Annotated in this window: 22 protein-coding genes; 8 read left to right on the top strand and 14 right to left on the bottom strand. The window is 65.8% G+C overall.

Going from position 1 to position 25,243, the window contains the following annotated elements:
- The first annotated feature begins 67 nt into the window (after positions 1-67).
- The 4 genes from IC762_RS32920 (at position 68) to IC762_RS32905 (ending at position 3,588) form a co-directional block, all read left to right on the top strand.
- On the top strand, positions 68-1,090 hold the full coding sequence (locus tag IC762_RS32920) for a TRAP transporter substrate-binding protein (RefSeq protein ID WP_195786231.1): 1,023 nt from the start codon (positions 68-70) through the stop codon (positions 1,088-1,090).
- Between the two features lie 142 nt (positions 1,091-1,232).
- Positions 1,233-1,799: a TRAP transporter small permease gene (locus IC762_RS32915; RefSeq protein ID WP_195786230.1), complete on the top strand. Its 567-nt coding sequence runs from the start codon at positions 1,233-1,235 to the stop codon at positions 1,797-1,799.
- A 6-nt stretch (positions 1,800-1,805) separates the two neighbouring features.
- Positions 1,806-3,122, top strand: coding sequence for a TRAP transporter large permease (locus IC762_RS32910; RefSeq protein ID WP_195786229.1), 1,317 nt, complete (start codon positions 1,806-1,808; stop codon positions 3,120-3,122).
- A gap of 4 nt (positions 3,123-3,126) precedes the next feature.
- Positions 3,127-3,588 (top strand): DUF3237 domain-containing protein, encoded by a 462-nt coding sequence (locus IC762_RS32905; protein WP_195786228.1) that lies wholly within the window; start codon positions 3,127-3,129, stop codon positions 3,586-3,588.
- A gap of 130 nt (positions 3,589-3,718) precedes the next feature.
- Here IC762_RS32905 and radC read toward each other — a convergent pair whose 3' ends face one another.
- Positions 3,719-4,432: a RadC family protein gene (gene radC, locus IC762_RS32900; RefSeq protein WP_195786227.1), complete on the bottom strand. Its 714-nt coding sequence runs from the start codon at positions 4,430-4,432 to the stop codon at positions 3,719-3,721.
- A 51-nt stretch (positions 4,433-4,483) separates the two neighbouring features.
- Positions 4,484-5,338, bottom strand: a complete 855-nt coding sequence (locus IC762_RS32895) for an intradiol ring-cleavage dioxygenase (RefSeq protein ID WP_195786226.1) — start codon at positions 5,336-5,338, stop codon at positions 4,484-4,486.
- Between the two features lie 184 nt (positions 5,339-5,522).
- On the opposite strand from IC762_RS32895, the gene IC762_RS32890 reads away from it, so the two are divergent.
- Complete coding sequence (locus IC762_RS32890) at positions 5,523-6,242, top strand: DNA-3-methyladenine glycosylase I (RefSeq protein WP_195786225.1); 720 nt, start codon at positions 5,523-5,525, stop codon at positions 6,240-6,242.
- 26 nt (positions 6,243-6,268) lie between these two features.
- Here the strand turns inward: IC762_RS32890 and map are convergent, their stop codons facing one another.
- Positions 6,269-7,096 (bottom strand): type I methionyl aminopeptidase, encoded by an 828-nt coding sequence (gene map / locus IC762_RS32885; protein WP_195786224.1) that lies wholly within the window; start codon positions 7,094-7,096, stop codon positions 6,269-6,271.
- A 148-nt stretch (positions 7,097-7,244) separates the two neighbouring features.
- Positions 7,245-8,561 (bottom strand): mechanosensitive ion channel family protein, encoded by a 1,317-nt coding sequence (locus IC762_RS32880; protein WP_195786223.1) that lies wholly within the window; start codon positions 8,559-8,561, stop codon positions 7,245-7,247.
- Between the two features lie 273 nt (positions 8,562-8,834).
- Here IC762_RS32880 and IC762_RS32875 point away from each other — a divergent pair, with 273 nt between their 5' ends.
- Complete coding sequence (locus IC762_RS32875; RefSeq protein ID WP_195786222.1) at positions 8,835-10,628, top strand: potassium/proton antiporter; 1,794 nt, start codon at positions 8,835-8,837, stop codon at positions 10,626-10,628.
- Between the two features lie 205 nt (positions 10,629-10,833).
- Here IC762_RS32875 and IC762_RS35640 read toward each other — a convergent pair whose 3' ends face one another.
- From IC762_RS35640 to mepA, 7 genes are all read right to left on the bottom strand, one after another.
- Entirely contained in the window at positions 10,834-12,177 is a 1,344-nt protein-coding gene (locus tag IC762_RS35640) for a hypothetical protein (RefSeq protein WP_283816312.1), read from the bottom strand.
- Positions 12,178-12,270: 93 nt separating this feature from the next.
- A complete protein-coding gene (gene modC, locus IC762_RS32865) occupies positions 12,271-12,942 on the bottom strand; it encodes a molybdenum ABC transporter ATP-binding protein (protein WP_195786221.1) in 672 nt (223 codons plus the stop codon).
- A gap of 2 nt (positions 12,943-12,944) precedes the next feature.
- A complete protein-coding gene (gene modB / locus IC762_RS32860; protein ID WP_195786220.1) occupies positions 12,945-13,640 on the bottom strand; it encodes a molybdate ABC transporter permease subunit in 696 nt (231 codons plus the stop codon).
- A 4-nt stretch (positions 13,641-13,644) separates the two neighbouring features.
- Entirely contained in the window at positions 13,645-14,430 is a 786-nt protein-coding gene (modA, locus tag IC762_RS32855; protein WP_195786219.1) for a molybdate ABC transporter substrate-binding protein, read from the bottom strand.
- A 192-nt stretch (positions 14,431-14,622) separates the two neighbouring features.
- On the bottom strand, positions 14,623-15,129 hold the full coding sequence (locus tag IC762_RS32850; protein ID WP_195786218.1) for a hypothetical protein: 507 nt from the start codon (positions 15,127-15,129) through the stop codon (positions 14,623-14,625).
- 66 nt (positions 15,130-15,195) lie between these two features.
- Positions 15,196-16,770: a serine hydrolase domain-containing protein gene (locus tag IC762_RS32845; RefSeq protein ID WP_195786217.1), complete on the bottom strand. Its 1,575-nt coding sequence runs from the start codon at positions 16,768-16,770 to the stop codon at positions 15,196-15,198.
- Positions 16,771-16,869: 99 nt separating this feature from the next.
- Positions 16,870-17,814, bottom strand: coding sequence for a penicillin-insensitive murein endopeptidase (gene mepA, locus IC762_RS32840; RefSeq protein WP_195786216.1), 945 nt, complete (start codon positions 17,812-17,814; stop codon positions 16,870-16,872).
- A gap of 197 nt (positions 17,815-18,011) precedes the next feature.
- Between mepA and IC762_RS32835 the strand changes: the two genes are divergently transcribed.
- Complete coding sequence (locus IC762_RS32835) at positions 18,012-18,449, top strand: L,D-transpeptidase (protein ID WP_210338406.1); 438 nt, start codon at positions 18,012-18,014, stop codon at positions 18,447-18,449.
- Positions 18,450-18,833: 384 nt separating this feature from the next.
- Complete coding sequence (locus IC762_RS32830; protein ID WP_433995929.1) at positions 18,834-21,029, top strand: putative bifunctional diguanylate cyclase/phosphodiesterase; 2,196 nt, start codon at positions 18,834-18,836, stop codon at positions 21,027-21,029.
- A gap of 225 nt (positions 21,030-21,254) precedes the next feature.
- Here IC762_RS32830 and IC762_RS32825 read toward each other — a convergent pair whose 3' ends face one another.
- The 3 genes from IC762_RS32825 to IC762_RS32815 form a co-directional block, all read right to left on the bottom strand.
- Positions 21,255-21,707: a DUF1801 domain-containing protein gene (locus IC762_RS32825; protein WP_195786214.1), complete on the bottom strand. Its 453-nt coding sequence runs from the start codon at positions 21,705-21,707 to the stop codon at positions 21,255-21,257.
- Between the two features lie 63 nt (positions 21,708-21,770).
- Positions 21,771-23,738 (bottom strand): methyl-accepting chemotaxis protein, encoded by a 1,968-nt coding sequence (locus IC762_RS32820; RefSeq protein ID WP_195786213.1) that lies wholly within the window; start codon positions 23,736-23,738, stop codon positions 21,771-21,773.
- Between the two features lie 258 nt (positions 23,739-23,996).
- Positions 23,997-25,169 (bottom strand): acyl-CoA dehydrogenase family protein, encoded by a 1,173-nt coding sequence (locus IC762_RS32815; protein ID WP_195786212.1) that lies wholly within the window; start codon positions 25,167-25,169, stop codon positions 23,997-23,999.
- Between the last annotated feature and the right edge of the window lie 74 nt (positions 25,170-25,243).

The raw sequence follows: 25,243 nt of genomic DNA, 5'->3' as shown, positions 1-25,243 counted from the left end.
AAATATATAACATGTTAAGTAATGAGACCGGGCGCCAAGCCCGCCGTGATGGAGAGGAGGAGACGTGATGAGGAAGACATTGTTGGCGCTGCTGATGGCAGCCGCCGTCGTGCCGGTCGCAGCGCCCGTGCTGGCACAGGACAAGACCGTCAATCTGAAAGTGTCGCTCTGGGTGCCGCCGGCGCATCCGCTGGTGCCGGCGACCAAGCTCTGGGCCGAAGACATCGAGAAGGCCTCGGGCGGCACCATCAAGGTGACGGTGTTTCCGTCCGAGCAGCTCGGCAAGGCTTTCGACCATTACGACATGGCGCGCGACGGCATCGCCGACGTCACCTATGTCAATCCCGGCTATCAGCCCGGCCGCTTCCCGATCGCGGCCGCCGGCCAGCTTCCGTTCACCTTCTCCGACGGCAAGAAGGGCACGCTGGCGCTGAACGAGTGGTACCACAAATACGCGCCGACCGAGATGAAGGACACCAAGCTGTGCTTCGCCTTCATCCACGATCCGGGCGCGCTGCACGGCAAGAAGAAGATCCTGCTGCCGAGCGACCTCTCCGGCGTCAAGGTGCGCCCGGCGCAGAGCACGATCGGCGAGATGGTGAAGATGTTCGGCGGCACCAATGTGCAGGCCTCGGCGCCGGAATCCCGCGACGCCATCGAGCGCGGCGTCGCCGACGAGATCACCTTCCCCTGGGGCTCGATCTTCCTGTTCGGCATCGACAAGGTGGTGAAGTACCACATGGACGTGCCGCTCTACACCACGGTGTTCACCTACAACATCAATCTCGCCAAATACAATTCGATGTCGGACGCCCAGAAGAAGGTGATCGACGATCACTGCACGCCGGAATGGGCATCCAAGGTCACCGACCCCTGGACCGATTTCGAGGCCAATGGCCGCGTCAAGATGAAGGCGCTGGAAGGCCACGAGGTCTATCCGTTGACGCCGGATCAGCTCGCCGAATGGAAGAAGGCGGTCAAGCCGCTGCATGACAGCTGGGCCGAGGCGGTGAAGAAGGCGGGCGGCGACGCCGACAAGATCGACGCCGACCTGCAGGCCACGCTGAAGAAGTTCGACGCGGGGATGTGAGGCCCGTCGTCATTCCGGGGCGCGACGAAGTCGCGAGACCGGAATCCATCACCACGATCGTGAATATGGATTCCGGGCCTGCGCCGAGTGGCGCATCCCGGAATGACGAGCCGGACGAGCCGTCGGAAACGAAGATCGAATCATGGCCACAACATCCGAAGTCACCCAGGACGGCGCCATCACCGGCCCGCCGGCGCCGGCGCGCAAGAACATCATGGACCGCTTCATCGACTCCATCGAATGGGTCGCGGCGTTCTTCGTCGGCGTCGTCGCGCTCAACACCTTCACCGCGGTGTTCATGCGTAAATTCTTCGCGGTCACGATCCCCGACTATTACAATTTCGGCCAATTCCTGCTCGGCATCCTGATCTTCTGGGGCATCGCGGCGACCAGCTATCGCGGCACCCACATCACTGTCGACCTGGTCTGGGCCAATTCCTCGCCGCGCCATCAGCGCTGGATCGACATCTTCGCCACGCTGGTGCTGCTGTTCGTGGTGACGGTGCAGACCTACACGCTGGTCGACAAGGTGATCGATACCCGCAACAGCCACATCGTCACCATGGACCTCGGCGTGCCGGTCTGGCCGTTCTTCCTGGTGTCGTGGATCGGCGACGTCTCCGCGGTGCTGCTGATCGCGATTCGCACCTGGCGGCTGATCTTCCATCCGGAAGACATCCACGATGCCAAGATCAAGACCGCGGAGTAGCCGGCGATGAGTCTTGACCTCAGTCCCGAGACCGTCGCCGTCATCGGTTTTGTCTGCCTGTTCGCTCTGATGCTGCTCCGCGTGCCGGTCGGCATGGCGATGGGCCTCGTCGGCATCACCGGCTTCGGCTATCTCACCGGCTTTGCGCCGGCGCTGAAGCTGGTCGGCCAGACCACGATGCGCACGGTGACCGATTATTCGTTCGGCGTGATCCCGATGTTCCTGCTGATGGGCGCATTCGTCTCCGTCTCCGGCATCAGCCGCGAGCTGTTCCGCGCCGCCAACACCTTCGTCGGCCACTGGAAGGGCGGGCTCGGCATCGCCACCATCGCCGCCTGCGGCGGCTTCGCCGCGATCTCCGGCTCGTCGGTGGCGACCGCCGCGACCTTCTCGGCGGTGGCCTATCCCGAGATGCGCCGCTTCGGCTATCCGCAGTCGTTCTCGACCGGCGTGATCGCGGTCGGCGGCACGTTAGGGGCGATGCTGCCGCCGTCCACCGTGCTCGCGGTCTACGGCATCATCACCCAGCAGGACATCGGCAAGCTGTTCATCGCCGGCGTCGTCCCGGGCCTGCTCGCGATCCTCATGCACATGATCACGATCGGTATCATCGGCGTGACCCGGCCGGGATTCCTGCCGGCGGGAAAGAAGGCCGCGTGGAGCGAGCGCCTGGCTGCGCTGCGCGACGTCTGGTCGCCGCTGCTATTGTTCCTGTTCGTGATCGGCGGCCTCTATGGCGGCTTCTTCGTTCCGACCGAGGCCGGCGCGGTCGGTGCGGTCGGCGCCTTCATCATCGGCATCCTGCGCGGCAAGCTGACCAAGGACGGCATCCTGCAATCGCTGCTGCAGGCGACCCGCACCGCGGCCGCGGTGTTCACCGTGCTGATCGGCGCATTGTGTTTCGGCTATTTCCTCACCATCACCCAGACGCCGCAGAACGTCACCGAATTCCTCACCGGGCTCGGCATCGGCCCCTATGGCGTGCTGGCGCTGATCCTTCTGATGTATCTGGTGCTCGGCTGCCTGATGGATGCGATGGCGATGGTGATCCTCACCGTGCCGATCGTGTTTCCGGTGGTCACCTCGCTCGGCTTCGATCCGATCTGGTTCGGCATCATCATCGTGATGACCGTCGAGCTCGGCCTGATCCATCCGCCGGTCGGCATGAACGTGTTCGTGATCAAGAGCGTGATCAAGGACGTCAACATGTCGACGATCTTCGTCGGCGTGCTGCCGTTCGTCATCACCGATTTGATCCGGCTGGTGATCCTGATCCTGTTTCCTTTGCTTGCGACCTGGCTGCCGCAGCGCATGATAGGCTAGGCAGATGACCCCGGCGATTGAGACGCGCTACGTCTTCACTATCACGGCCCGCATCGGCGAGGTGACCTCGGCCGGCGAGATCGGCACCGGCGTTCGCCGCATCATCCCGATCATCGGCGGCGAGGTGAGGGGCGAAAAGGTCAACGGCAAGGTGCTCGCCTTCGGCGCCGACTTCCAGATCATCCGCCCCAACGAACTGATCGACCTCGAGGCCAAATATGCCTTCGAAACCGACGACGGTGCGGTGGTCTATGTCGAGAACCGCGGCATCCGCTTCGGGCCGGTCGATCTCCTGCAAAAGCTGAAGCGTGGCGAGCCGGTCGACCCGAAGCTGATCTATTTCCGCACCGTGCCGAAATTCGAAACCGGTGCGGAGAACTACCGCTGGCTGATGCAGCACCTCTTCATCGCCTCCGCCGCCCGCCACGCCGACCGCGTCGTGATCGACGTGCACCAGGTGTTGTGAGCCCCTGCTCCCTTCTCGTCATTCCGGGGCGCGCGAAGCGCGAGCCTGGAATCAATCGAACCGCATCGCCGGTGTATGAATGGATTCCGGGCTCGACGCTACGCGTCGCCCCGGAATGACGGCGCAATCTTCACATCAGCCGCATGCCCTTCAAGCTCGCATGCCCGTTCTTGCCGACGATGATGTGGTCATGCACCGCGATCCCGAGCGGCTTAGCGATCTCGACGATCGCTTTCGTCATCTGGATGTCGGCCTGCGATGGTGTCGGGTCGCCACTCGGATGGTTGTGCACCAGGATCAGCGCGGTCGCCGACAATTCCAGCGCGCGCTTGATCACCTCGCGCGGATAGACCGGGGTGTGGTCGACGGTACCGGTCTGCTGCACCTCGTCGGCGATCAGCTGGTTGCGCTTGTCGAGGAACAGCAGGCGGAACTGCTCCTTGTCGGCGAACGCCATGCTGGAGCGGCAATAGTCGATCACCTCGTTCCAAGACGACAGCGCGACGCTGCGCTTGATCTCGCCCTTGGCGATGCGGCCGGCGGCTGCCGCCAGCAGCTTGAGTTGGTTGATCGAGGCGTCCTTAACACCGTCGACCTCGCGCAGCCGCGCCACCGGCGCGTGCACGACCTCGGCAAACGAGCCGAATTTCTTCAACAGCGCTTTTGCCAACGGCTTGGTGTCGCGACGCGGGATCGCCGCGAACAGCGCCATCTCCAAAAGCTCGTAGTCGGTCAGCGCCTCCGGACCCGCCGCATGGAAGCGCTCGCGCAGCCGCTCGCGATGGCCGTGATAATGCGGCGTCTCGTCGGCGTCATTCTGGCTGTCATCGGGCTTGGCGGGCATCGGCCACAACCTTGCCGTGCCGGCCGCGATTTGCAAGGCCTGCGCGCCGCCTTATTGGCTGCGCTTCAGGCCGGGGATCAGCGCCGCGAGCCGATCCTTGATCTGACGTCCGAATGGCGGTGGGCCGCCGAAGGTCATGCCGGCCGGCGGCGGACCGGGCGGTGGCCCCGGTGGCGGTCCGCGCCGCGCCTGCTGCGCGATGTTGGCGCGGCGATCGACGCCGAGCGTCAGCGTCGCGACATAGCGGTCCTTGTCCTCCTTCACCGCGCAGAAGGCGCGGTGGTCGGGATCGGCGGTCTCGACGACATGATCGTTGGCATTCAGTGTGGTGCGCGGCCGCGGCCGTCCGGCATACTCCGTCACGTTGGCGTAGATGAACTCGTTCAGCGCATCCGGGAGGAAGGTCTGCCCGGTCAGGACATTCTTCTGGTCGAGGAAGACCTTGAAGTGGATATGGGTGGCGCGGCCGTCATACCAGCCCGGATAGATCGTGTTGAAGGCGACCCATCCGGCGTCGTCGGTCATCTGGGTGCCGCGCAGGAACGTGCTGCTCGATTCGTCGATGGTGTGCTGGTCGCCTTGGCCGCGGAACGCCGAATACAGGCCTTGCGCATCGCAGTGCCAGATGTCGACGCGTGCGCCGGCGATCGGCGTGCACGAGCCGGCCTCGATCACGCGCAGCCGCAAGGTCAAGGGAATGCCGGCCCTGCCGTCGGCGATGTCGGCGCGCACCAGCTTCGGGTCGGCGTAGAACGGCCCTTCCTCCGCCTGCGGCGTCAGGATGCAGGCATCGACGCTGTCGACCGGCCGGCTTTCGGATGCAGCACGCGCGCGTTGCGCCGGCAACAGGCCTGCCGCGCTGGCCGAGATCAGGCCGAGGACGCCGCGGCGTGTGGATTTGTCCAATCGTCACTCCTGTCGATCGTGACCAACAGGGCTTCCATTCTCCGGCCAGCATGGCGACATCAGGACGGTTCGGTTTCGTAGTGTGGCGCTGCGTTGCCTGCGACGGTTTGCCACGATGCGACAAGCGAACTACCGTTCGTCGCCGCCAGATGTTTGTTTCGTCATATTGGGAAAGGTGTCTCGCGTGACCTCGTTCAAGGTGATCCGGGCCCGCGCCGAGAAGCGCAAGGGCGGGCCGAAGGCGCTGGAAAAGCTGCTGCACCCGCCGGCAGGCGCCAAGGCGCTGGCGAAACTCGGCGACGACCGCGTGCTGGCCGAGATGACCAGGCGGGTTTTCTGCGCGGGTTTCGCCTGGAGCGTGATCGACGCCAAATGGGAAGGTTTCGAGCAGGCCTTCCTCGGCTTCGCGCCCGCCAAGCTCGCCTTTGAGCCCGACGAATATTGGGAGAAGCTGACGAGCGACGCGCGGATCGTGCGCAACGGCGCCAAGATCATGTCGGTGCGCGACAATGGCCGCTTCATTCAGGAGATCGCGCGCGAGCACGGCAGTTTCGGCAAATTCCTTGCCGCCTGGCCGTCATCCGACGAGATCGGGCTGTTGGATCTGCTGGCGAAACGCGGCAGCCGGCTCGGCGGCAATACCGGGCAGATGCTGCTGCGCTTCCTCGGCTGGGACGGTTTTGTGACATCGCGCGACGTCACAACCTGCCTGCGTGATGCCGGGCTCGACATTGCCGAGGAGGTCAAGTCGAAGCGCGATCTCGCCAAGGTGCAGGCGCAGTTCAACGCCTGGGCCGAAGAGACCGGGCTGCCCTACCTGCATCTGTCGCGCATCTGCGCGATGTCGATCGGCGACAACCACACGCCCGAAGAGATCGCCGCGCGCACGCGCAGCGACTACTGATCGCGCCGCCGCTACACCGCGACCCGTTACACCTGCACCCACGGCTTCTCGCCGTGACGCTCGGACAGCGTGAAGATCTCGACGCCGTCGGCGGTGACGCCGACCGAATGCTCGAACTGCGCCGACAGCGAGCGGTCGCGGGTGACAGCGGTCCAGCCGTCGGACAGGATCTTCACATGCGGCTTGCCGAGATTGATCATCGGCTCGATGGTGAAGAACATGCCGGGCTTCAGCGGCACGCCCTCGCCGGGGCGGCCGACATGAATGATGTTCGGCTCGTCGTGGAACAGGCGGCCGAGGCCGTGGCCGCAGAAATCGCGCACCACGCTCATGCCCTGCGGCTCGACATAGCTCTGGATGGCGTGGCCGATATCGCCGGTGGTGGCGCCGGGCTTCACCGCGGCAATGCCGCGCATCATCGCCTCATAGGTCACCTCGATCAGCCGCTCGGCCTTTCGCGCGATCGGGCCGATCGCATACATCCGGCTGGAGTCGCCGTACCAGCCGTCGACGATGAAGGTGACGTCGACGTTGACGATGTCGCCTTCCTTCAGCGGGCGGTCGCCCGGCATGCCGTGGCAGACCACGTGGTTGATCGACGTGCAGGTCGAGTAGCGATAGCCGCGATACATCAGCGTCGCCGGATAGGCGCCGTGGTCGAACGCGAACTTGCGCACGAACTCGTCGATCACGGAGGTCGGGACGCCCGACTTGACGATGTCGGTGAGCGCATCGAGGCACTTCGACACCAGGGCACCTGCCTTGCGCATGCCGACGAAGCTGCTCGCGCCGTGCAGCTTGATCTGGCCGGTCTTGCGGAGGGCGGTCTGTTCGGAGGCTTCGATATAACTCATGGGCGGGCAGTTTCTCTCGGCAAAGGGCTGATTTTGGGGCCTAATTTAATGATCGGCGCGCCGCGCGCAAGCCAAGCTTGGGCATGGGGACGATGCCGAAACGGATAATTTCCGGGCCAACCCGGGCCCGGAACAGCGCCTTCGAGGGTTAACCCGACACCTCGACCACGCTCTCGACCGGCAGCGCGCCGCCGCGGATGCGAAGTTCCCGGACCGGGTAGGGCACCTTGATGCCGTCCTGCTTGAAAGCGTCCCACAGTGCCAGCATCACGTCGCTCTTGACGCCGTCCATGCCGTCGGGATCGGCGATCCAGAAGGTCAGGGAGAACTTCATGCCGGCCTCGGCGAATTCGGTCAGGATGGCGTTGGGCGTCTTGCCCTTGGTGGCGCGCGGATGGGCGGATGCGGTCTCGACCGCGAGCTTGCAGACCTGGCGCGGATTGGCGTCGTAATTGGTGGAGAAGGCGATCTTCACCAGCGTGTTCTTGTCGGTGTAGGTCCAGTTGGTGACCTTCTGCGTCACCAGGTCCTCGTTCGGGATCAGGAACTCGCGGCCGTCGCCGGCAGCGACCGAGATGTAGCGGGTCTTCATCGCGCTGATCTTGCCGGAATTGTCGCCGATGGTGACGAGGTCGCCGGGCTTCACCGACTTGTCGACCAGGAGGATCAGCCCGCTGATGAAATTGGCGACGATCTTCTGCAGGCCGAGACCGATGCCGACGCCGGCCGCACCCGTGAACACCGCGAGCGCCTGCAAATTGATGCCGACCGCGTCGAGCGCGATGGCGATCGCCAGCACCATCAGGCCGATCCGGATGATCTTGACCAGCAGCACCTGGATCGACGGCGTCAGGTCGCTGGCGCGGTTGATGCGGCTCTCGGCGAAATTGCTGGCGATGTTGGTCAGCCACAGCGCCACGATCAGGACCGCGCCGGCCTTGATCAACAGCAGCGGCGTCAGGCGCAGGCCGCCGACCACGATGGCAACCGAATCGAGCATGTCGGCGGCTCCGTCGAGTTGGCCGATGATGCTGAGCGCTGCCACCAACCAGGCCGCGATCGAGACCAGCTTGACGATGAAGGCGTTGTCGATCACCGAGGTCACGAGCCGGATCACCAGCCAGGCCAGCGCGAGCTTGGCGGAGACCGCGACCAGATAGCTGCGGCTCGGCCAGGTCGTATGCCACATCACGATGCGCGAGATCACCATCAGCACGGCGAACACCGCCGTGGAGGCACTCGCCACCATCACCCGCGCGAAATGCCGGAGCGGCAACGGCCAGCGTGTCGCCAGCGACGACATCTGGACCCGGGCGTGGATCGCGGTGTCGGCGGCGTAGGCGATGCCGGCCGCCGCGAGGATGATGCCGAACTGCAGATAGAACCACGGTGAGGCGATCTCGGCCCCGAACGAGCTCGCCGTCGTTCGGATCAATTCCAGGACGTCTTTCCAGCTCATGTCCATCGGCAAAATCTCAACTCGAAGCGCGGGTCAGGCAAATGTGATTCGAATGCGCGGGGAGAATCCCACAAGGGCACGGCTGCGACCATCGATACAACACAGTGTCGAGGCGACCTAGAGCATGATCCGGAAAACTGTGAAGCGGTTTTCCGGAAGGATCATGCTCAAACAAGACGCCAAGCGGGCAGATTGCCGCTGTCGGCAGAAATCGGTTGGCGTCGAAGTGTGGCGACGATAAGGATGCAATTGCAAGTATTTGGTCCCTTCTGAACACGCATGGCATCCCTCGACTCGGTCAGTATAGCGATCCTGCTCGGTGCGGTTCTGGTGATGGCCGGAATCCTCTCGAGCCTGCTCGCGCTGCGGTTCGGCGCCCCCCTGCTGCTGGTGTTCTTGCTGGTCGGCATGCTGGCGGGCGATTCCGGGCCGGGACGGCTGCAGTTCGACGATGTCCGCACCACATATCTGGTCGGTTCGGTGGCGCTGGCGCTGATCCTGTTCGACGGCGGATTGAAGACGCGGTTTGCCAGCATCCGCACCGTCCTGGTGCCCTCGATGGTGCTCGCGACCGCGGGCGTGCTGCTGACCGCGCTGATTACGGCACCGGTCGCAAGATATGTGCTGGACCTCAACTGGACCGAGTCGCTGCTGGTCGGCGCCGTCGTCGCCTCGACCGACGCAGCGGCGGTGTTCCTGCTGGTGCACACCCAGGGTCTGCGGCTGCGCCCGCGCGTCGGCGCCACGCTGGAGGCGGAATCCGGCACCAACGATCCGTTCGCGATCTTCCTCACCTTGATGCTGGTCGAGTTCATCTCGGTCGGCCAGAGCTCGGCCTCGCACATTGCGATGGAGTTCATCCAGGAGGCGGTGCTAGGGGCCATCATCGGCGTGATCGGCGGCCGGCTGGTGGTGATCGCGCTGAACCATGTGGCGCTGCCACAGGGCCTGCATGCGCCGTTCGTCACCACGGCGGCGCTGGTGATCTTCGGCGGCTCGCAGATCGTGCATGCTTCCGGATTCCTTGCGGTCTACCTCGCCGGCATCATCATCGGCAACCGGCCGACCCGGGCGCACAATTCAGTGGTGACCTTCCTCGACGCCGCGACCTGGCTGGCGCAGATCGTGATGTTCGTGCTGCTCGGGCTGCTGGTGTCGCCGCATCGGCTGCTCTCGAGCCTCGGCGGCGCGGTGTTGATCGCGTTCGCGCTGATGCTGATCGCGCGTCCGCTGGCGGTGATGATCTGTCTTGCGCCGTTCAAGTTCAACTGGCGGGAGAAGGTGTTCATCGCCTGGACCGGCCTGCGCGGCGCGGTCGCGATCTTCCTCGCCTCGATCCCGATGCTGGTGGGTCTGTCGAAGGCCTACCTCTATTTCGACGTCGCCTTCGTCGTCGTCATCATCTCGCTGCTGTTGCAGGGCTGGACACTGGCGCCCGCCGCCCGGCGGCTGCATGTCGCGCTGCCGCGTGCCGAGCGCGGTCCGCGTCGCGTCGAACTGGATCTGCCGGGCCAGCTCGAGCAGCAATTGGTCGGCTATCCGGTGCGGCCGAAGAGCCTGTATTTCCGCCGCGGACTGATTCCGTCCTGGTCGAAGCCGACGCTCGTCATCCGCGACGAACGGATCCTGACGCCGGTCGAGGCCGATCCGGTCGCGCCCGGCGATTACATCTATCTGCTGGCGCCGCCGGAGCGCGCCGAGGCGCTCGACCGCTTCTTTGTCGACATGCCGCCGTCCGCCGCGCCCGATCCGCATCTGCTCGGCGACTTCATGGTCTCGGGCGAGCATACGCTCGGCGAGCTCGCCGAGATCTATGGCGTCAAGGTCGACGAGCGCGAAGCCAGGCTGACGCTGTCGGACTATTTCGACGTCCATCTCGCCCACGCGCCGAAGGAAGGCGCGGAGCTCGCGCTCGATACGATCGTGCTGGTGGCGCGCAATATCAGCGGCGGCCGGGTCAGTGTCGTCGGCCTCCGCCTGCCCGAGGAAGAGGAGGAGCCGGCGCCGCAGACCCGCATGCAAATCGTCAGGCGCAAGCTCGCCAATATCTGGGCCTCGGTGGCGGGCGTGTGAGAGGATGTGAAGCGATGTCCTCATCCACCGCTGTCATCGCCCGGCCTGTGCGCAATTGCGCACATGGACCGGGCGACCCAGTACGCCGCGGCCTCTCGGCTCAAGCACTGCGGTCTCTGGAATACTGGATCACCCGCATGCGCGGGTGATGACACCGAATAAGCTGATCTATCAACCCGTCATCTTGAGGCTGGCGGCCGCGGCGTCACTGCTTGCGCAGGAAGCTCGAGTCCGGCGCGAACTTCTTGATCATCTCGGAGAGGTCGTCGTCGACCGGCGGGCTCGGTGTGGTCTCGGCGCGGGCCGTGGCGGGCGGGCTCGGCGCGGCTGCGGGGGCCGGCGAGGGCTTGAGCTCAGGCGGAGCCTTCAGCTCTGGCGGAGCCTTCAGGTCTGGCGGAGCCTTGACGTCCGGCGAGGCTTTGGGCGCAGCGTCGGGCTTGATGCCGAGCTTGTCGCCGGAGATTTCGGCAAGCGCCGCAAGCAGCGACTCATCGAGATCGTCGACGGGCTTGCGCGACGGCGGCACCGGGGGTGGCGAAGCCGGCTTCGGCTCCTTCGCGACGACCCGGATATCGGGCGCGCGCTTTGCGACGATCGGCGTCCGCTCCGGCGGCGGCGCCGGCCTCGGGACATCGCTGCGCTTCGCGGCGGCCTCGTTGACCGCGGCGATCAGCGACGCTTCGAGATCGGGGGATCCGCTTGCCGGCAGCGGCGGCGGCGCAGCGGGCTTGGCGTCGGCGGTGATGTCCGGCTTGGAGTCTCTCGGCACGCTGCGGAACGCGGGTTCGCGCCGGGTTACCGGACGGCTCTGTGTCGGCCTGATGGGCGGATCGGCACGCTCGGCGGCCGCCTTGGCGGAGGCCTCCTCGACGGCTGCGATCAGGGATGCCTCGAGCGTATCGGCCGGGTTGACCGGCAACGGCGGGGGCGGTGGCGAGGCCGCTGCTGGCGGAGCGGGGCTTGGCCTGCGGTCCTCAGCCGGCACGGTCATGGGCTGGGGCTCTACCCGGGGCAGTGGCGGCGGTGGCCGCGATCCCTGTGCCGGAATCGGCGGCGGAACCGGCTTTGCCTGGGTGCCGCGCGCCTTGGCGATGATGCCGTCGACGATCGCGCCGAGCCGGCTCTTGTCAGGTGCAGCGAGATAGCTTGCTGCCAGCTCGTCGACATATTGCGGGCCGTAATCGGCAAGGACGTGGGCGAGCTGCGCCAGGTCGGGGTCGCTCTCGACCAGCCGGCCCCACGCCTCCCGGTCATAGGGACCGTCGCTGCTCTTGCTGGGCCAGGCCACCCGGCGGGGCTGCCGCGCCGGTGGGGCATCCGGCTGCGGCACGACCGGCTCGAAGGTCGGCGGCCGCAGCCCGGCGCCGACCGGCGGCGGCAACAGTCCGACGGGGCGGACCACCGCGAAATCCGCCCGCTGCCGGCTGCGCTCGGCGACCTGCAGCGAGATCAGGCCGATGCCCATCAGCAGGAAGCCGAGCGGCGCCCAGGCGATGGTCGCGCACAGCAAGAGGCCGATCAGCAGCAATATCCAGCCGGTCAGTCGCACAATATGCCTTTCCTCACGCGCCCGTGTGGCGCTCCGATCGGCGCCTAGCCGACAAGCTGGGCAATCTTATGCCGCCTTTTGCGGCACGACCAGCTAGGCGCCCGACGTCAGCACCTTGACACCGCCGAACGCGGTCACCTGGCCGCGGCGCAGCATCACGATCTGGGTGGCGAGCTGGCGCAACTCGGCGGCGTCGTGGCTGACATAAACCATCGGCACGCCGGCCTCGTCGCGCAGCCGCACCAGATAGGGCAGGATCTCGAGCTTGCGGCTCTCGTCGAGCGCGCCGAGCGGCTCGTCGAGCAGCAAGAGGCGCGGCTTCGACAGCAGCGCCCGGCCGAGCGCGACGCGCTGGCGCTCGCCGCCGGAGAGCTTTCCGGGGCGGCGGTCCAGCAGTGCGCCGATATCGAGCAAATCGACGATGCGCTTGCGCTGCGCCGGATCCTCAGTGAGGCGGTTCATGCGGCGGCCGTAGTCGAGATTCTGCCTGATATCGAGATGCGGAAACAGCCGCGCATCCTGGAACACATAGCCGATGCGGCGGCGATAGGTCGGGACGTGGATGCGCGCCGCGGTGTCGTCGACGGTCTCGCCGTCGATCACGATGGTGCCGCGGTCGGGGCGCAGCAGCCCCGCGATGATGTTGATCAGCGAGGTCTTGCCGGAGCCGGAGGCCCCGAACAGGCCGGTGACGCGGCCCTCGCTGGAGAAGGCCGCCGTCAGCGTGAACTCGCCGAGCTGCTTGGTGATGTCGACGCGCAGCATCGCTATTGCCCGTGCAGGCGCGCGGTGGCGCGGCGCGCAAACACTTCGGCTGCGACCAATGCCCCGACCGCCAGCGCGACCGAGATGATCACGAGTCGTGCCGCGGCAGTGTCGCCGTCCGGCGTCTGGATCAGCGAATAGATGGCGGACGAGATGGTCTGGGTCTCGCCGGGAATGTTGGAGACGAAGGTGATGGTGGCGCCGAACTCGCCGATCGCCTTGGCAAAGCCGAGCACCATGCCGGCGAGCACGCCGGGCAGCGCGAGCGGCAGCGTGACGGTCGCGAACACCCGCCACGGCGCGGCGCCGAGCGTCTCAGCCGCTTGCTCGAGCCGGCGGTCGACCGCCTCGATCGAGAGCCGGATCGGCCGCACCAAGAGCGGAAACGACATCACGCCGCAGGCAAGCGCAGCTCCCGTCCAGCGGAAGGCAAACACGATGCCGAGATGGTCGGCGAGCCAACCGCCGACCAGGCCGCGGCGGCCGAAGGTCAGGAGCAGCAGATATCCGGTGACGACGGGCGGCAGCACCAGCGGCAGATGCACGGCGGCATCGAGCAGCGATTTGCCCCAAAAATCGCGCCGTGCCAGCAGCCACGCGAACGCGATGCCGAACGGCGTCGCCACCAAGGTTGCGATGACGGCGACCCTGAGCGAGAGCAGGATCGCCGTCCATTCGGTTGGCGAGATATCGAACACGCGGTCAGGTCGTCGGAGTGATCAGGAACTTGAAGCCGTACTTCTCCAGGATCGCCTTGGCCGCTGAAGTGCGCAGGAAGGCGAGATAATCATTGGTCTCCGGCTTCGCGGTCGTGGTCGCCGCGACCGGATAGATGATCGCCGGATGCGTATCGGCCGGGAAGGTGCCGACGATCTTGACGCCCGGCTCCACCTTGGCGTCGGTCGAATAGACGATGCCGAGCACGGCCTCGCCGCGCGCCACCAGCGTCAGCGCGGCACGCACGCTCTCGGCCATCGCGAATTTCGGCTCGGCGGCCTGCCAGGCGCCGAGCTTCTCCAGCGCGGCCTTGGCGTATTTGCCGACCGGCACCGCCTTGACGTCGCCGGTCGCGATCTTGCCGTCGCCGGCGAGCTTGGCGAGATCGAAGCCGGGGGCGATGGCGACGTTGTCGATCTTGGAATCCTTCGGCGCGATCAGCACGATCGAGTTGCCGAGCAGGTTCACCCGGGTCGATTCGTTGATGGTCTTCTGCTTGATCGCATAGTCCATCCAGTCGGTGTCGGCGGAGACGAACACGTCGGCCGGCGCGCCCTGCTCGATCTGTTTTGCCAATGCCGAGCTCGCGGCGTAACTGGCGTTGACCTTGACACCGGTCTTGGCGGTATAGGCCGCGTCGATGTCGTCGAGCGCGTTCTTCATCGAGGCCGCGGCGAAGACGGTGAGCGTCTTGTCCTCGGCTTTCGCCGGCGAATGGATCGCGCCGAGCAGGATGACGAAGGCGGTGAAAAGTCCGGCGATACGTTGCATGAGAAGCGCTCCGTGCGAGTTCGCGCGCGAACGGTCACGCGCAAATCGGGCGTTGGGTGGGTGGGGTGCGAAGGGCCGAAGCGCTGTTCTGCCGCTTTCCGGACGGCTTACGGCCGCCGGAATATCGCGATAGACCAACAATATCAGGCTGGTGTGACGGGTAAAGGCGACCCTTTGTCTAACGGAGCGCCCTCATTCGGAGGGCTGGATCGCGATCGAGAGCGAGTTGTCCTTTGCGCCGCTGACCTGCAGCACGAACGGGCTCGCGGTCAACTCGTACTTCATGGTCTTGCGGATCCCCTCGCAATCGGTCGCGCCGCTGAACGCCTTGGGCTTCAGGAAATGGCCGTCCTGCACCAGATCGACCCAGGCGCCGGCCGACAGGCTGACGGTGTAGAGCCCGGCCTTCGGCGCGGTCTTGAAGCTGGTGAAGCCGGCGAAGGTGCCGTCCTTGGGCGCGCGCTCGGGCGGCGTCGGCAATTTGGCGTCCGCAGGCGTCACCAGCGCCAGCGTGATCGCGGTCGACGGCAATGCCGCCTGTTCGCTGCCCGAGGCAAGCTTGGCGCGGTCCGGCGCGGTCAGCGCGGCGCGCGCATGGTCGATCGGCCATTTGAATTTGTCGCAGCCGCTCGGCTCCTCCGCCGCGAAGGCGGGGGCCGAGACGATCAACAGCAATGCGGTGAGGAGCGGTTTGTGCATGTCCAGTCCAACGCAATCATGAGGAATGAGGAGATCAGCTGACCCGATTTAGCCGATCTTCCCGGCTCATTCCATGGCTTCCCCATGCAGTTCAGCCTTGGCGCCGTCGGTATTCTCGAATGCGACGCTCACCTTGTTGCCGTCGAATGTCAGGAACCAGCTCTGCGTTTCACCATGGCCGAGAATCCGGCGTTCGAGCGCGAAGGTATGTTCGTTGAGCCAGCGGCCCCTGACGGCGTTGATGCCGTAGAACGCCGGCGCGCTGGTGCGGAACGTGCCGTCGAGCCCCATCGGTCCCGTGAACTGCTGCTCGGGATGATCCGGCTTTCCGGTCTCGGTGGTGATCGTCCAGGACGAGTCCGACCCGACGAAATTGAGCGCGAACGTCTTGACGTGCAGATCGTTGTTGTCGATCCGATAGGTCCGCCCCGAGACCGTCTTGGCCAGTTCGGGCGTGCCGCCCAGCGCGGACGGCCGTTCGGTCGCAGCCTGGCGGATCGCGACGGTGAGCAGCGATTCTGCGATCGGATCGGCCGGCAAAGCGGTCTCGGATTTGACTGCATTCGAGATGTCGTCGATCAGGCGCGGGACCGCGTAATACTCGTCGTCGCGCAGGACGCCGGTCATCACCGCGACGATGTCCAGCTTCGGAAGCACCAGGATCAGTTGCGAATGGCGGCCGCGCGCCATGTAGGCGTTCTTCGCGGGGAGCGACCACCACAGATTTCCGTAATGAAATCCGAACGTGGCCTTCACCGGCCCGGCTTTCGCCCGCTCGACCCATGATCGCGGGATCAATTGCTTGCCGTCCCACATGCCGTCATGGAGATAGAGATAGCCGATCCGCGCCATGTCGTGCGGCGTGAGGTAGAGCCCGGATTCACCATCGGTGACGCCCTGGGCGTCGACGCGGCCCCAGGTGGCGTTGGTGATGCCGAGGGGCGCGAACAATTCCTTCTTGGCGAAATCAAACGCGCTCTGGCCGGTCTTCCTGGTGATCAGGGCGGACAGCACATAGGGATTGCCGCTGTTGTAGTAGAACTGCGTCCCGGGTGCATTCGACATCGGCTGGTCGAGCACGAAGCTCACGCGGTCCGGGCTTCGATACATCTGCATGATGGTCTCGTCCGGCGTGTAGGCCCTTTCCCGCCACTTGATGCCCGATGTCATGTCCAGCAGGTGCTGGACCGTCATCGCCCGCTTGATGTCGTCGTCGTTGATACGCGGTTTGTCGGCGAAGAAATCCAGGACGGCGCGATTGGCATCATCCAGCTCGCCGCGCTGGGCTTCGATCCCGACCAGCGTTCCGATCACGCTTTTCGTCACCGACCTGAGGTCGTGCGGGATGCCGGCCACATAAGGCGCGTAATAGGCCTCCGCGACGATCCGGCCGTGCCGGATGACCATGAAGCTGTCTTGCTTGTAGCTGCCGACGTTCTCGACCAGACGGGCGAGGTTCGCCGGGTCCATGCCCTGTTCTTCGGGCGTCGAAACCGGCCATGATTGGGTCGGCCAGGGAATCTCCGCAGCAGCGGCGTTCGCAGAAGCGGGGTCATCGGCCGCTTTGACGGGCGTGCTCAACCCGGTGAAACATTGCAGCGTGGCGATCAGCGCCGCCGTGATCGCAATTCTGAGAGGCATGTCGGCTCCTCGGGTCGATGGTCGTCATCGTTGCGTTCGTGGAGCGATACTAACCCAAGTTGCGGCGACAATGAATTGCCGCCGGCAAAATCCGCCGCACTATTGCTTGGCGTCCGGCGCGTTCAGCACGGTCCGACAGTCTGCCGGGAGCTGCGCCAGCGTCACCGGCGGCCGCGGCTTCTCCGGCTTTGGTGAAGGTTTTGGGTGCAGCACCGAATCCTTGAACCAGTAGGCGAGGTCGGACGGCTTGCAGCCGTCCTCGTCGGATTGCGACGGCTGTCCCTTGCATTCCGGACTGCCGGGCGGGCAGCGCATGCGGATGTGGAAGTGATAGTCGTGGCCCCACCACGGCCTGATCTTCGACAGCCAGCTGCGGTCGCCCTTGGCCTCGCGGCACAGCGCCTTCTTGATCGCGGGATTGACGAAGATGCGCTGCACGGCCGGCTCCTGCGCCGCATCGCGCAGCACCAGCAGATGCCCCGGCGTGAAGACGTGCGGATCGACGTCGAGCCGGTCGTCGCGCACCATCATCACCGCCGACATCTCCTCGCGGTCCTCGCGCGACAATTTGCGATCCGGCATCGGTGTCAGCCAGACGTCGGCGTCGATTCCGATCTGGTGGCTGGCGTGGCCGCTCAGCGCAGGGCCGCCGCGCGGCTGGCCGATGTCGCCGACCAGGATACCGGGCCAGCCGGCGTCCTTGTGCGCCTTGGCGGCGAGCCGCTTCAACAGCGCGATCATGTCGGGGTGCCCCCAATAGCGGTTGCGCGACAGCCGCATCACCTGCCAGGTGTCGCCGTTCAGCGGCATTGCTACGGCGCCGGCGATGCAGCCCCTGGTGTAGCCGCCGATCGATCGGGTCGGCAGCGCCGCCGGCAACACCTTGCGCGCGAACAATTCCCTCGCCCCGAGCTTCGGGTCGTTAGGGTTAGCGAGCGGCGGCAGCGGTTTCGGATTGACGGTGCCCTTGTCCTGCGCCCAGGCAAAACTGCCGGCGGCAAGAGCAGAGAGCAGGAGCGGGATCAGAAGCCGGCGGGGTGTCATTCGGATCACTCTGTCGGCGCGAGGCTAACATGGATTCGACGCAAGCGAACGGCGCTATCATCGCAATCGCTTGATCGCCCACAGGCTGGATTAAGATTACCCGCGGCTTCTCCGTCTGCGTGTGACCTGCGGCACTTTACAAATCCAGGTCGCGGGCGACATCATGCGACTAAATAAAATTTCAGGGCAGGCGTATTATGACAAACGTATTTCGCGTACGGCTGGCATTTGCAGCCGTGGTTGCCATGATGGCATCGGCACTCTCTCCGGCGCGCGCCGACGTCGTCGTCCACATCGATAAATCATCGCAGCGCATGGAGGTCAGCGTCGACGGCGCACCGCGCTACAGCTGGCCGGTGTCGACCGGGCGCAGCGGCTACGGCACCCCGAACGGGGTCTTCCATCCGCAGATGATGGCGCGCCGCTGGTTCTCGCGGAAATATTACAACTCGCCGATGCCGTATTCGATCTTCTTCCATGGCGGCTTTGCCATCCACGGCACCAACGATCTCGCCCGTCTCGGCGGACCGGCCTCGCATGGCTGCGTGCGCCTGCATCCCTCGCATGCTGCCGCGCTCTACGGCCTCGTCGAACGCGAAGGCCGCGGCAGCACGCGCATCGAGATCACGAACTAAAGCGGAATGTCGAATCGGCTTGGCCGCAGGTTCGGTTTACCTCTCCCCAACGGGGAGAGGCCATCGCGCGCCTTAACCGCGCGATAACCCTGTCGCACGTTGACACATATTGATGCGCGCGGGCGGAGTTCAGCGCATGGATTGGGCAATCGCGCGGTCGTTTACCCAATCCTCACCATGCATCGGCGCTTCCGCCCGTAAATCTCCGATCGATCGCGCTTGCACGGCGGGGCTAGCTCGCGCGGTGCGCGAATGCGCCTGCAAAGCGGGCAAGCCGGGTCTTCTCAGGCAGCGCAGCTACTCGTCAAGAGATACCAATTTTTCAGATACTTATCGGAGAAATGCCACCGAGCTGAAATGCGCGTGGGGCGTGCTACTCCGATGATGCGGCCAAAGAAAATCAAGAAGTCGAAGCCGGCGATCGGATCCAGACGGCGCGGCGATCAGGCCAAGCCGGCGCCGCGCCTGTCGGGCCCGTCGCGCCGCGCCGCTGTCGAGATCGGCGAACTGGTGCGCCAGCGCGCGCAGGCAGAAGCCGCGATCGCGGAAGCCCGCAGATCGAACGCACGTCTGCGCGAGGCGATCGATATCCTGCCGCAGGGCATCGTGTTCCTGGATGCCGAGGGCCGCTACATCCTCTGGAACAAGAAATATTCCGAAATCTACCAGCGCAGCGCCGATCTGTTCGAGCGCGGCGCGCGCCTCGAAGACACCATCCGCATCGGCGTCGAGCGCGGCGACTATCCCGAGGCCGAGGGCCGCGAGGAGGAATGGATCGCCGAGCGGGTCAGGAAGATGTACCAGCCCGGCGAACGGCACGAGCAGGTGCTGGCCGACGGCCGCGTCGTGTTGATCGAGGAGCGGCTGACCTCGGACGGCGGCATCGTCGGTCTGCGCGTCGACATCACCGAATTGAAGCAGCGCGAGGCCTCGTTCCGCCTGCTGTTCGACAGCAATCCGGTGCCGATGATCGTCTGCGCGCTCGACGGCGAGCACATCCTCGGCGTCAACGACGCGGCGATCGCCCATTACGGGTATGCCCGCGCCGAATTCGAGAAGCTGACGATCAAGAACCTGCAGGCGTTCGACGCCGAATTGCCCTGGGCCTCGGGGCGCAGCAGCGACGAGCAGGCGGCGCGGACCTGGAAGCATGTGCGCGCCGACGGCACGCTGATCGATCTGGCGATCTATTCGCGCCAGCTGATGCATGGCGACCAGCCGGCGGTGCTGCTCGCGCTGATGGACATCACCGAGCGCAAGCGGGCCGAGGCGCGGCTCGCCTTCATGGCGCAGCATGACGGCCTGACCGGCCTGCCGAACCGCAATCTGCTGCGTCAGCAGATGGACGAGATGCTGCAGCACACCCGCCGCAGCACCGACAAGGTCGCGGTGCTGATGCTCGGGCTCGACAATTTCAAGGCGGTCAACGACACGCTCGGCCACGGCATCGGCGACAAGCTGTTGCGCGGGGTGGCAAAACGCCTGCGCTCGACCTTGCGCGACGAGGACGCGCTGGCCCGCCTCAACTCCGACGAGTTCACGATCGTGCAGGGCGGCGTGACGCGGCCCGAGGACGCCGTGCTGCTGGCCCGGCGCATCCTCGAGGCGATCGGCGAGCCCTATCTGCTCGAGGGTCATTCGGTGGTGATCGGCGCCAGCATCGGGATCGCGATGTCGCCCGGCGACGGCGAGGATTCGGAGAAGCTCCTGAAGAGCGCCGACATGGCGCTGTCGCGCGCCAAGAGCGATTTCCGCGGCACCTTCTCGTTCTTCGAGGCCGAGATGGATGCGCGCGCCCAGAGCCGGCGCAAGATCGAGCTCGATCTGCGCGATGCGATCCAGAACGAGGGGCTGCGGCCGTACTACCAGCCGCTGGTCGATCTCGCGAGCGGACGGATCACCTGCTTCGAGGCGCTGGTGCGCTGGCCGCATCCGGAGCGCGGCATGATCTCGCCCGGCGAGTTCATTCCGGTGGCGGAAGAGACCGGCCTGATCAATGCGCTCGGCGGGCTGATGCTGCATCGCGCCTGCATGGATGCGGCGCAGTGGCCGGACGACGTTCGTGTTGCGGTCAATCTGTCGCCGCTGCAATTCCGCACCGGCAATCTGCTGTCTGTCGTCACCGACGCGCTGAAGCAGTCCGGGCTGCCGGCGCGCCGGCTCGAGCTCGAGATCACCGAGACCTTGCTGCTGGAGAAAAGCAGCCAGGTGCTGGCGACGCTGCACGCGCTGCGCGCGCTCGGGGTGCGGATGTCGATGGACGATTTCGGCACCGGCTATTCGAGCCTGAGCTACCTGCGCAGCTTCCCGTTCGACAAGATCAAGATCGACCAATCCTTCGTCCGCGACCTCGGCGCCAATCCCGATGCGCAAGCAATCGTGCGCTCGATCGTCAGCCTCGGCATCGGGCTCGGCGTCACCATCACGGCGGAAGGCGTCGAGACCGAGTCCGAATTGAGCTGTCTGCGCGCCGAAGGCTGCCACGAGGGCCAGGGCTTTCTGTTCAGCCGGGCCCGGCCGAATGCCGAGGTCGTCAGCCTGCTACAGGCCCAGCGCGGGGCCGAGGCGCTGGTGGCGTAGGGTGGATCGTAGGGTGAGCAAAGCAAAGCGTGCCCACCATCACGAGCACGACAACTGAAGGTGGGCACGTCGCTACGCTCCTTTGCCCACCCTACGAATTCTTCCGCTTGTTTGGATGATACGTCAGTAGCGTAGGATGGGTAGAGCGTAGCGAAACCCATCATCTCACGAGCGGCACCAGGCGATGGGTATCGCTTCGCTCCACCCATCCTACGATCTACGAAATCACGTCTTCCGCTTGTTCAAATGATACGTCAGCGCCAGGCCCACGCAGTGGCGCAGCGCGGCGCCCGGCAGCGCGTCCTTGACGTCGAGCAGGATCGCGCGATTGCCGCCATAGCTGAGCTCGGGATAGAGCTCGCGAAACATCTCGACCAGATTGGTCTGGCAATGGAAGTAGACCGCGACCTGGTCCGCGCCGGGCTTCACCTGGTCGATCCGGATCGTGCTGCCGCTTCCGGTCTGCGGTGTCAGGTAGCTCGGCTGGCCCCATTTCAGCGTCTCCTCGAGCGTGCCGACGCCTTTGGTCGCCTTGGCGGTCTCGAAGATCAGCCGTCGCAATGCCAGGAGCTTCGCCTTGACGGGCGCAGGATAGGCGCCGAACAATGTCTGTGGGGGAGCTGCGGCGGTTGCTTGTGGACGAGGCTTACTGGTCGCGCGTTTGGCCGGCTTGGGCATGGTGGCTCCGCGATGGGACGCATCTGTCTACCACAGCGCCGTCAGCGTCAAACACTTCGCAGCCTACGCGGCGTTGCGCAGCCCAGCCAGGAACGTATCGACGCTCTGCGACAGCGCCGCCGCCTGGTCGCCGAGCTGGCTTGCGGCGTCCAGCACGTTGCCGGTGAGGGCGCGGGACTGGCCGGCGGCCTGGCTCGCGCCGGCGACGTTGCTGGAGACCTCGACGGTGCCGGCGGAGGCCTGCTGCACGCTGCGGGCGATCTCGCGCGTCGCGGAATCCTGCTGCTCGACGGCGGCGGCGATCGCGGTGGCGATGCCGGAGATCTCGCGGATGGTGCCGCTGATGTCGCCGATCGCGCCGACGCAATTGCCGGTGGCCGACTGGATCGCGCTGACCTGGCCGGCGATTTCCTCGGTCGCCTTGGCGGTCTGGCTCGCCAGCCCCTTCACCTCGGCGGCGACCACGGCAAAGCCGCGACCGGCTTCGCCGGCACGCGCCGCCTCGATGGTGGCGTTGAGCGCCAACAGGTTGGTCTGGCTGGCGATCGCGCTGATCAGGCGCAGCACGTCGCCGATCTTCTCGGCGGATGCGGCAAGGCTCGTCACCATCTCGGTGGTTTCCCTGGCCTTGACCACGGCGTTGTCGGCGACGTGGGCGGAATGGGTGACCTGGCGGCCGATCTCGGTGATCGAGGACGCCAGCTCTTCGGTCGCCGCGGCGACGGCATTGACGCTGGCTGACGCCTGCTCGGAGGCGGCGGCTGCCGCCGTGGTCCGCTCCGAGGCGCCGTTGACGCTGGTGGTGATCTCGGTTGCGACGCGCTGCATGTCGCCGGTGGCGTGCGCGACCGCGGCGACCACGCCCTTGACGTCGGCTTCGAAGCGGTCGGCCATCTGGCGCTGCAACGCCTGTTTTTCCAGCGCGCCCTTCGCCTTGTCGGCTTCCTGGGCCTCGCGCAGCGACGAGGTCTCGACCATGCTGCGCCGAAACACGTCGACCGCCTTGGCCATGGTGCCGAGCTCGTCGCGCCGGTCGCTGCCGGGTATCGTGACGCTGGTGTCGCCGCTGGACAGCCGGTTCATCACCGCCGTGATCGCGGTCAGCGGCCGCGACAGGCCGCGCCCGAGCAGGAAGGCGAGCAGCACGGCTGCGAGGAGGATCGCGATCGTGCCGAGGATCAGATTGCGCTGCGCGCTGGCAGCGGCGGCGGCATAGTCCGAGGTGTCCTTGACGATCTCGAGCACGGCGACCGGCTCGCCGGCATAGTTCCTGATCTGGCCGACATAGAGCTCGACTGCGTGGCCGTCGAGAACAGCGTCGCGCAGCAGTGCTGTGCCGTTCATCACGCTTTTGAGCTCCTCCGCCGTCGCGACCACGGTGTCGCCGAAGGTCGAGGACAGCCGCTTGAAGTTTTGGCCGTCGAAGGAGTGCACGGCGAGGTCGATGCCAAAACGCTTCTTGGCGCGGTCGACGAACTCCTTGCCGAAGGCGACGCCGATGTCGACATTGGCGATGGTCTTGCCATCGCGCATGATCGGGGTCATGCCGAAGATCGAAAGTGCTTCGCGGCCGGGCTCGACGCCGACGATCGGCTTGCCGGCCTTGATCGATTCCACCACGGTCGTGCGTCGCGCGGAGGCGTCGTCGCCGAACAGTTTTGGCGCATGGACCCGGTAGAAGCTCACAGCCGGGGCCTGCCAGAACGTGATCAGCGGGATGCCTTGCGCCTTCATCGCCGCCCAGGGATCGCCGAGCAGCTTGCCGAGCCCGTCGCGGTCACCCCTGGCGATGGCCTCGCCGACCGGCGGCAGGGCGGCGACCACGGCCGAGACCGCGAGCGCGGCGCGTCCTTCATAGTCGATCGCTGCAATCACGCTGTCATATTGCAGCTTGAGCTGCTGATCGAGCGCGAGCCGGGTCAGCGCGCGTTGCTGGCTGATCGAGAAGCCGCCGAGGATGGCGCAGGCGACCGCAACGGTCAGTGAGATCGCCAGGATCAGGCGGGCGGCAATCGAGCGAAGCTTGAACATGGGACGAGCGGAACTCCAGGCATTAGCGCCGCCCGCAAAGTCTCACGAAAAGCTTAACAACTGCGCGCCGTCGCGGGGCGGTATTGCCGTCACAATCCGAGCATGTTGCGGAGATCATGCCCAAACGATAGGCGAGCAATGACGGAAAGGGTGCGCCACATCGCTCAAGCCGTAGGGTGGGCAAAGCGGAGCGTGCCCACCATCGCGAGTATGCCGTGAATGGTGGGCTAAGAACGGGGCGAGGAGCGCAGCGCTGCGTTACCGCGACGTTGGCGAAGCGCCCAGATTGCCCGCCAGGATCGCCTTGCCGGCGTCCTCATATTGGGTGTCGCGCGCCTGGATCTGCTGCGCGATCGCGTGCATGTCGCGAAACCGCCGCTCGAACGGATTTCTGGCGAACACCGCTGTCGCCCCCGACATGTGGTAGGCGGTGTCGACCACCGCGGCGGACTGGTGGATGGTCCAGGTCGAGCCGATGCGGATCGCGATCCGATGCGCCTCGGTGATGGGATCGCCGGCGGCGAGATCCCGCCAGACGTCGTGAGCCGTGGCATAGAGATAGGCGCGCGCGGCACGCAGGCTCGCCTCGGTGCGGCCGATCTGGCCCTGCACCGCGTTGTTCTCGCGCATCGCCTTGAGGCCTTGCGGGGTCTTGCCGCGCGCCAACTCGGTCGCCGCATCCAGCATCGCGCGCGCAACGCCGAGCGAGGTCGCGGCAAAGCCCATGCTGAACACCATGTTGGTGGTGAGCTTGTAGAGCGGCCCCGGCTCGCGACACGCGGCGGGATCGTCGCGCAGCGCTGCGAATTTTTCCGGGATGAACAGATTGTCGACCGAATAGGAATCGGTGCCGGTGCCTTTCAGCCCGATCACGTCCCAGACATCGTACATGGTGGCCGAACTCATCGGGAACAGGATGGTGCGGATCTCCGGCGCGCCGTCGGCCTTCTTGCGCTGGCTCCCGTCGGCTTCGACGACGCGGACATGGGCGCCGAGCCAGCTCGCCTGCCGCGAGCCGGACGCGAAATCCCAGCGCGCGCTGGCGCGATAGCCGCCGGGCTCGGCGCGAACCTCATGCGCGATCGCACCCCAGGCCAGGATGCCGGGCGCGGTGTTGAAGATCTCGCCGGCGGCATCGGGTTCGAGATAGGCCGCGGTCATGGCGCAGACGGCGCACTGGCCGAGACACCAGGCCGTCGAGGCGTCGGCCTTGGCGATCTCCTCCTGCATCTGCATGAAGGCCTCCAGCGGCGCCTCGGCGCCGCCAAGACTCTTCGGCAGCAGTGCGCGATAGAGGTTGTTCTCGACCAGCGCCGAGGTCACGGCCGGCGTCAGCCGCCGCGTCCGTTCGATCTCGTCGGCGTCGCCTGATATCAGCGGCTGTAGCGCGCGCGCCCGTTCGACGAGATCAAAACCCTGCGGCTTGTTCATGCGCTTCCTCTGCCCCGTTTTGCATTCTTGTTGGGCGGATGCGCGGATGGTGGCCGATCCGGCTGACGAGGGCA

Source organism: Bradyrhizobium genosp. L (assembly GCF_015624485.1).
GTDB lineage: Bacteria > Pseudomonadota > Alphaproteobacteria > Rhizobiales > Xanthobacteraceae > Bradyrhizobium.
The sequence above is the reverse complement of the archived record's forward strand: the minus strand, read 5'-3'. Positions and strand labels throughout refer to the sequence as shown.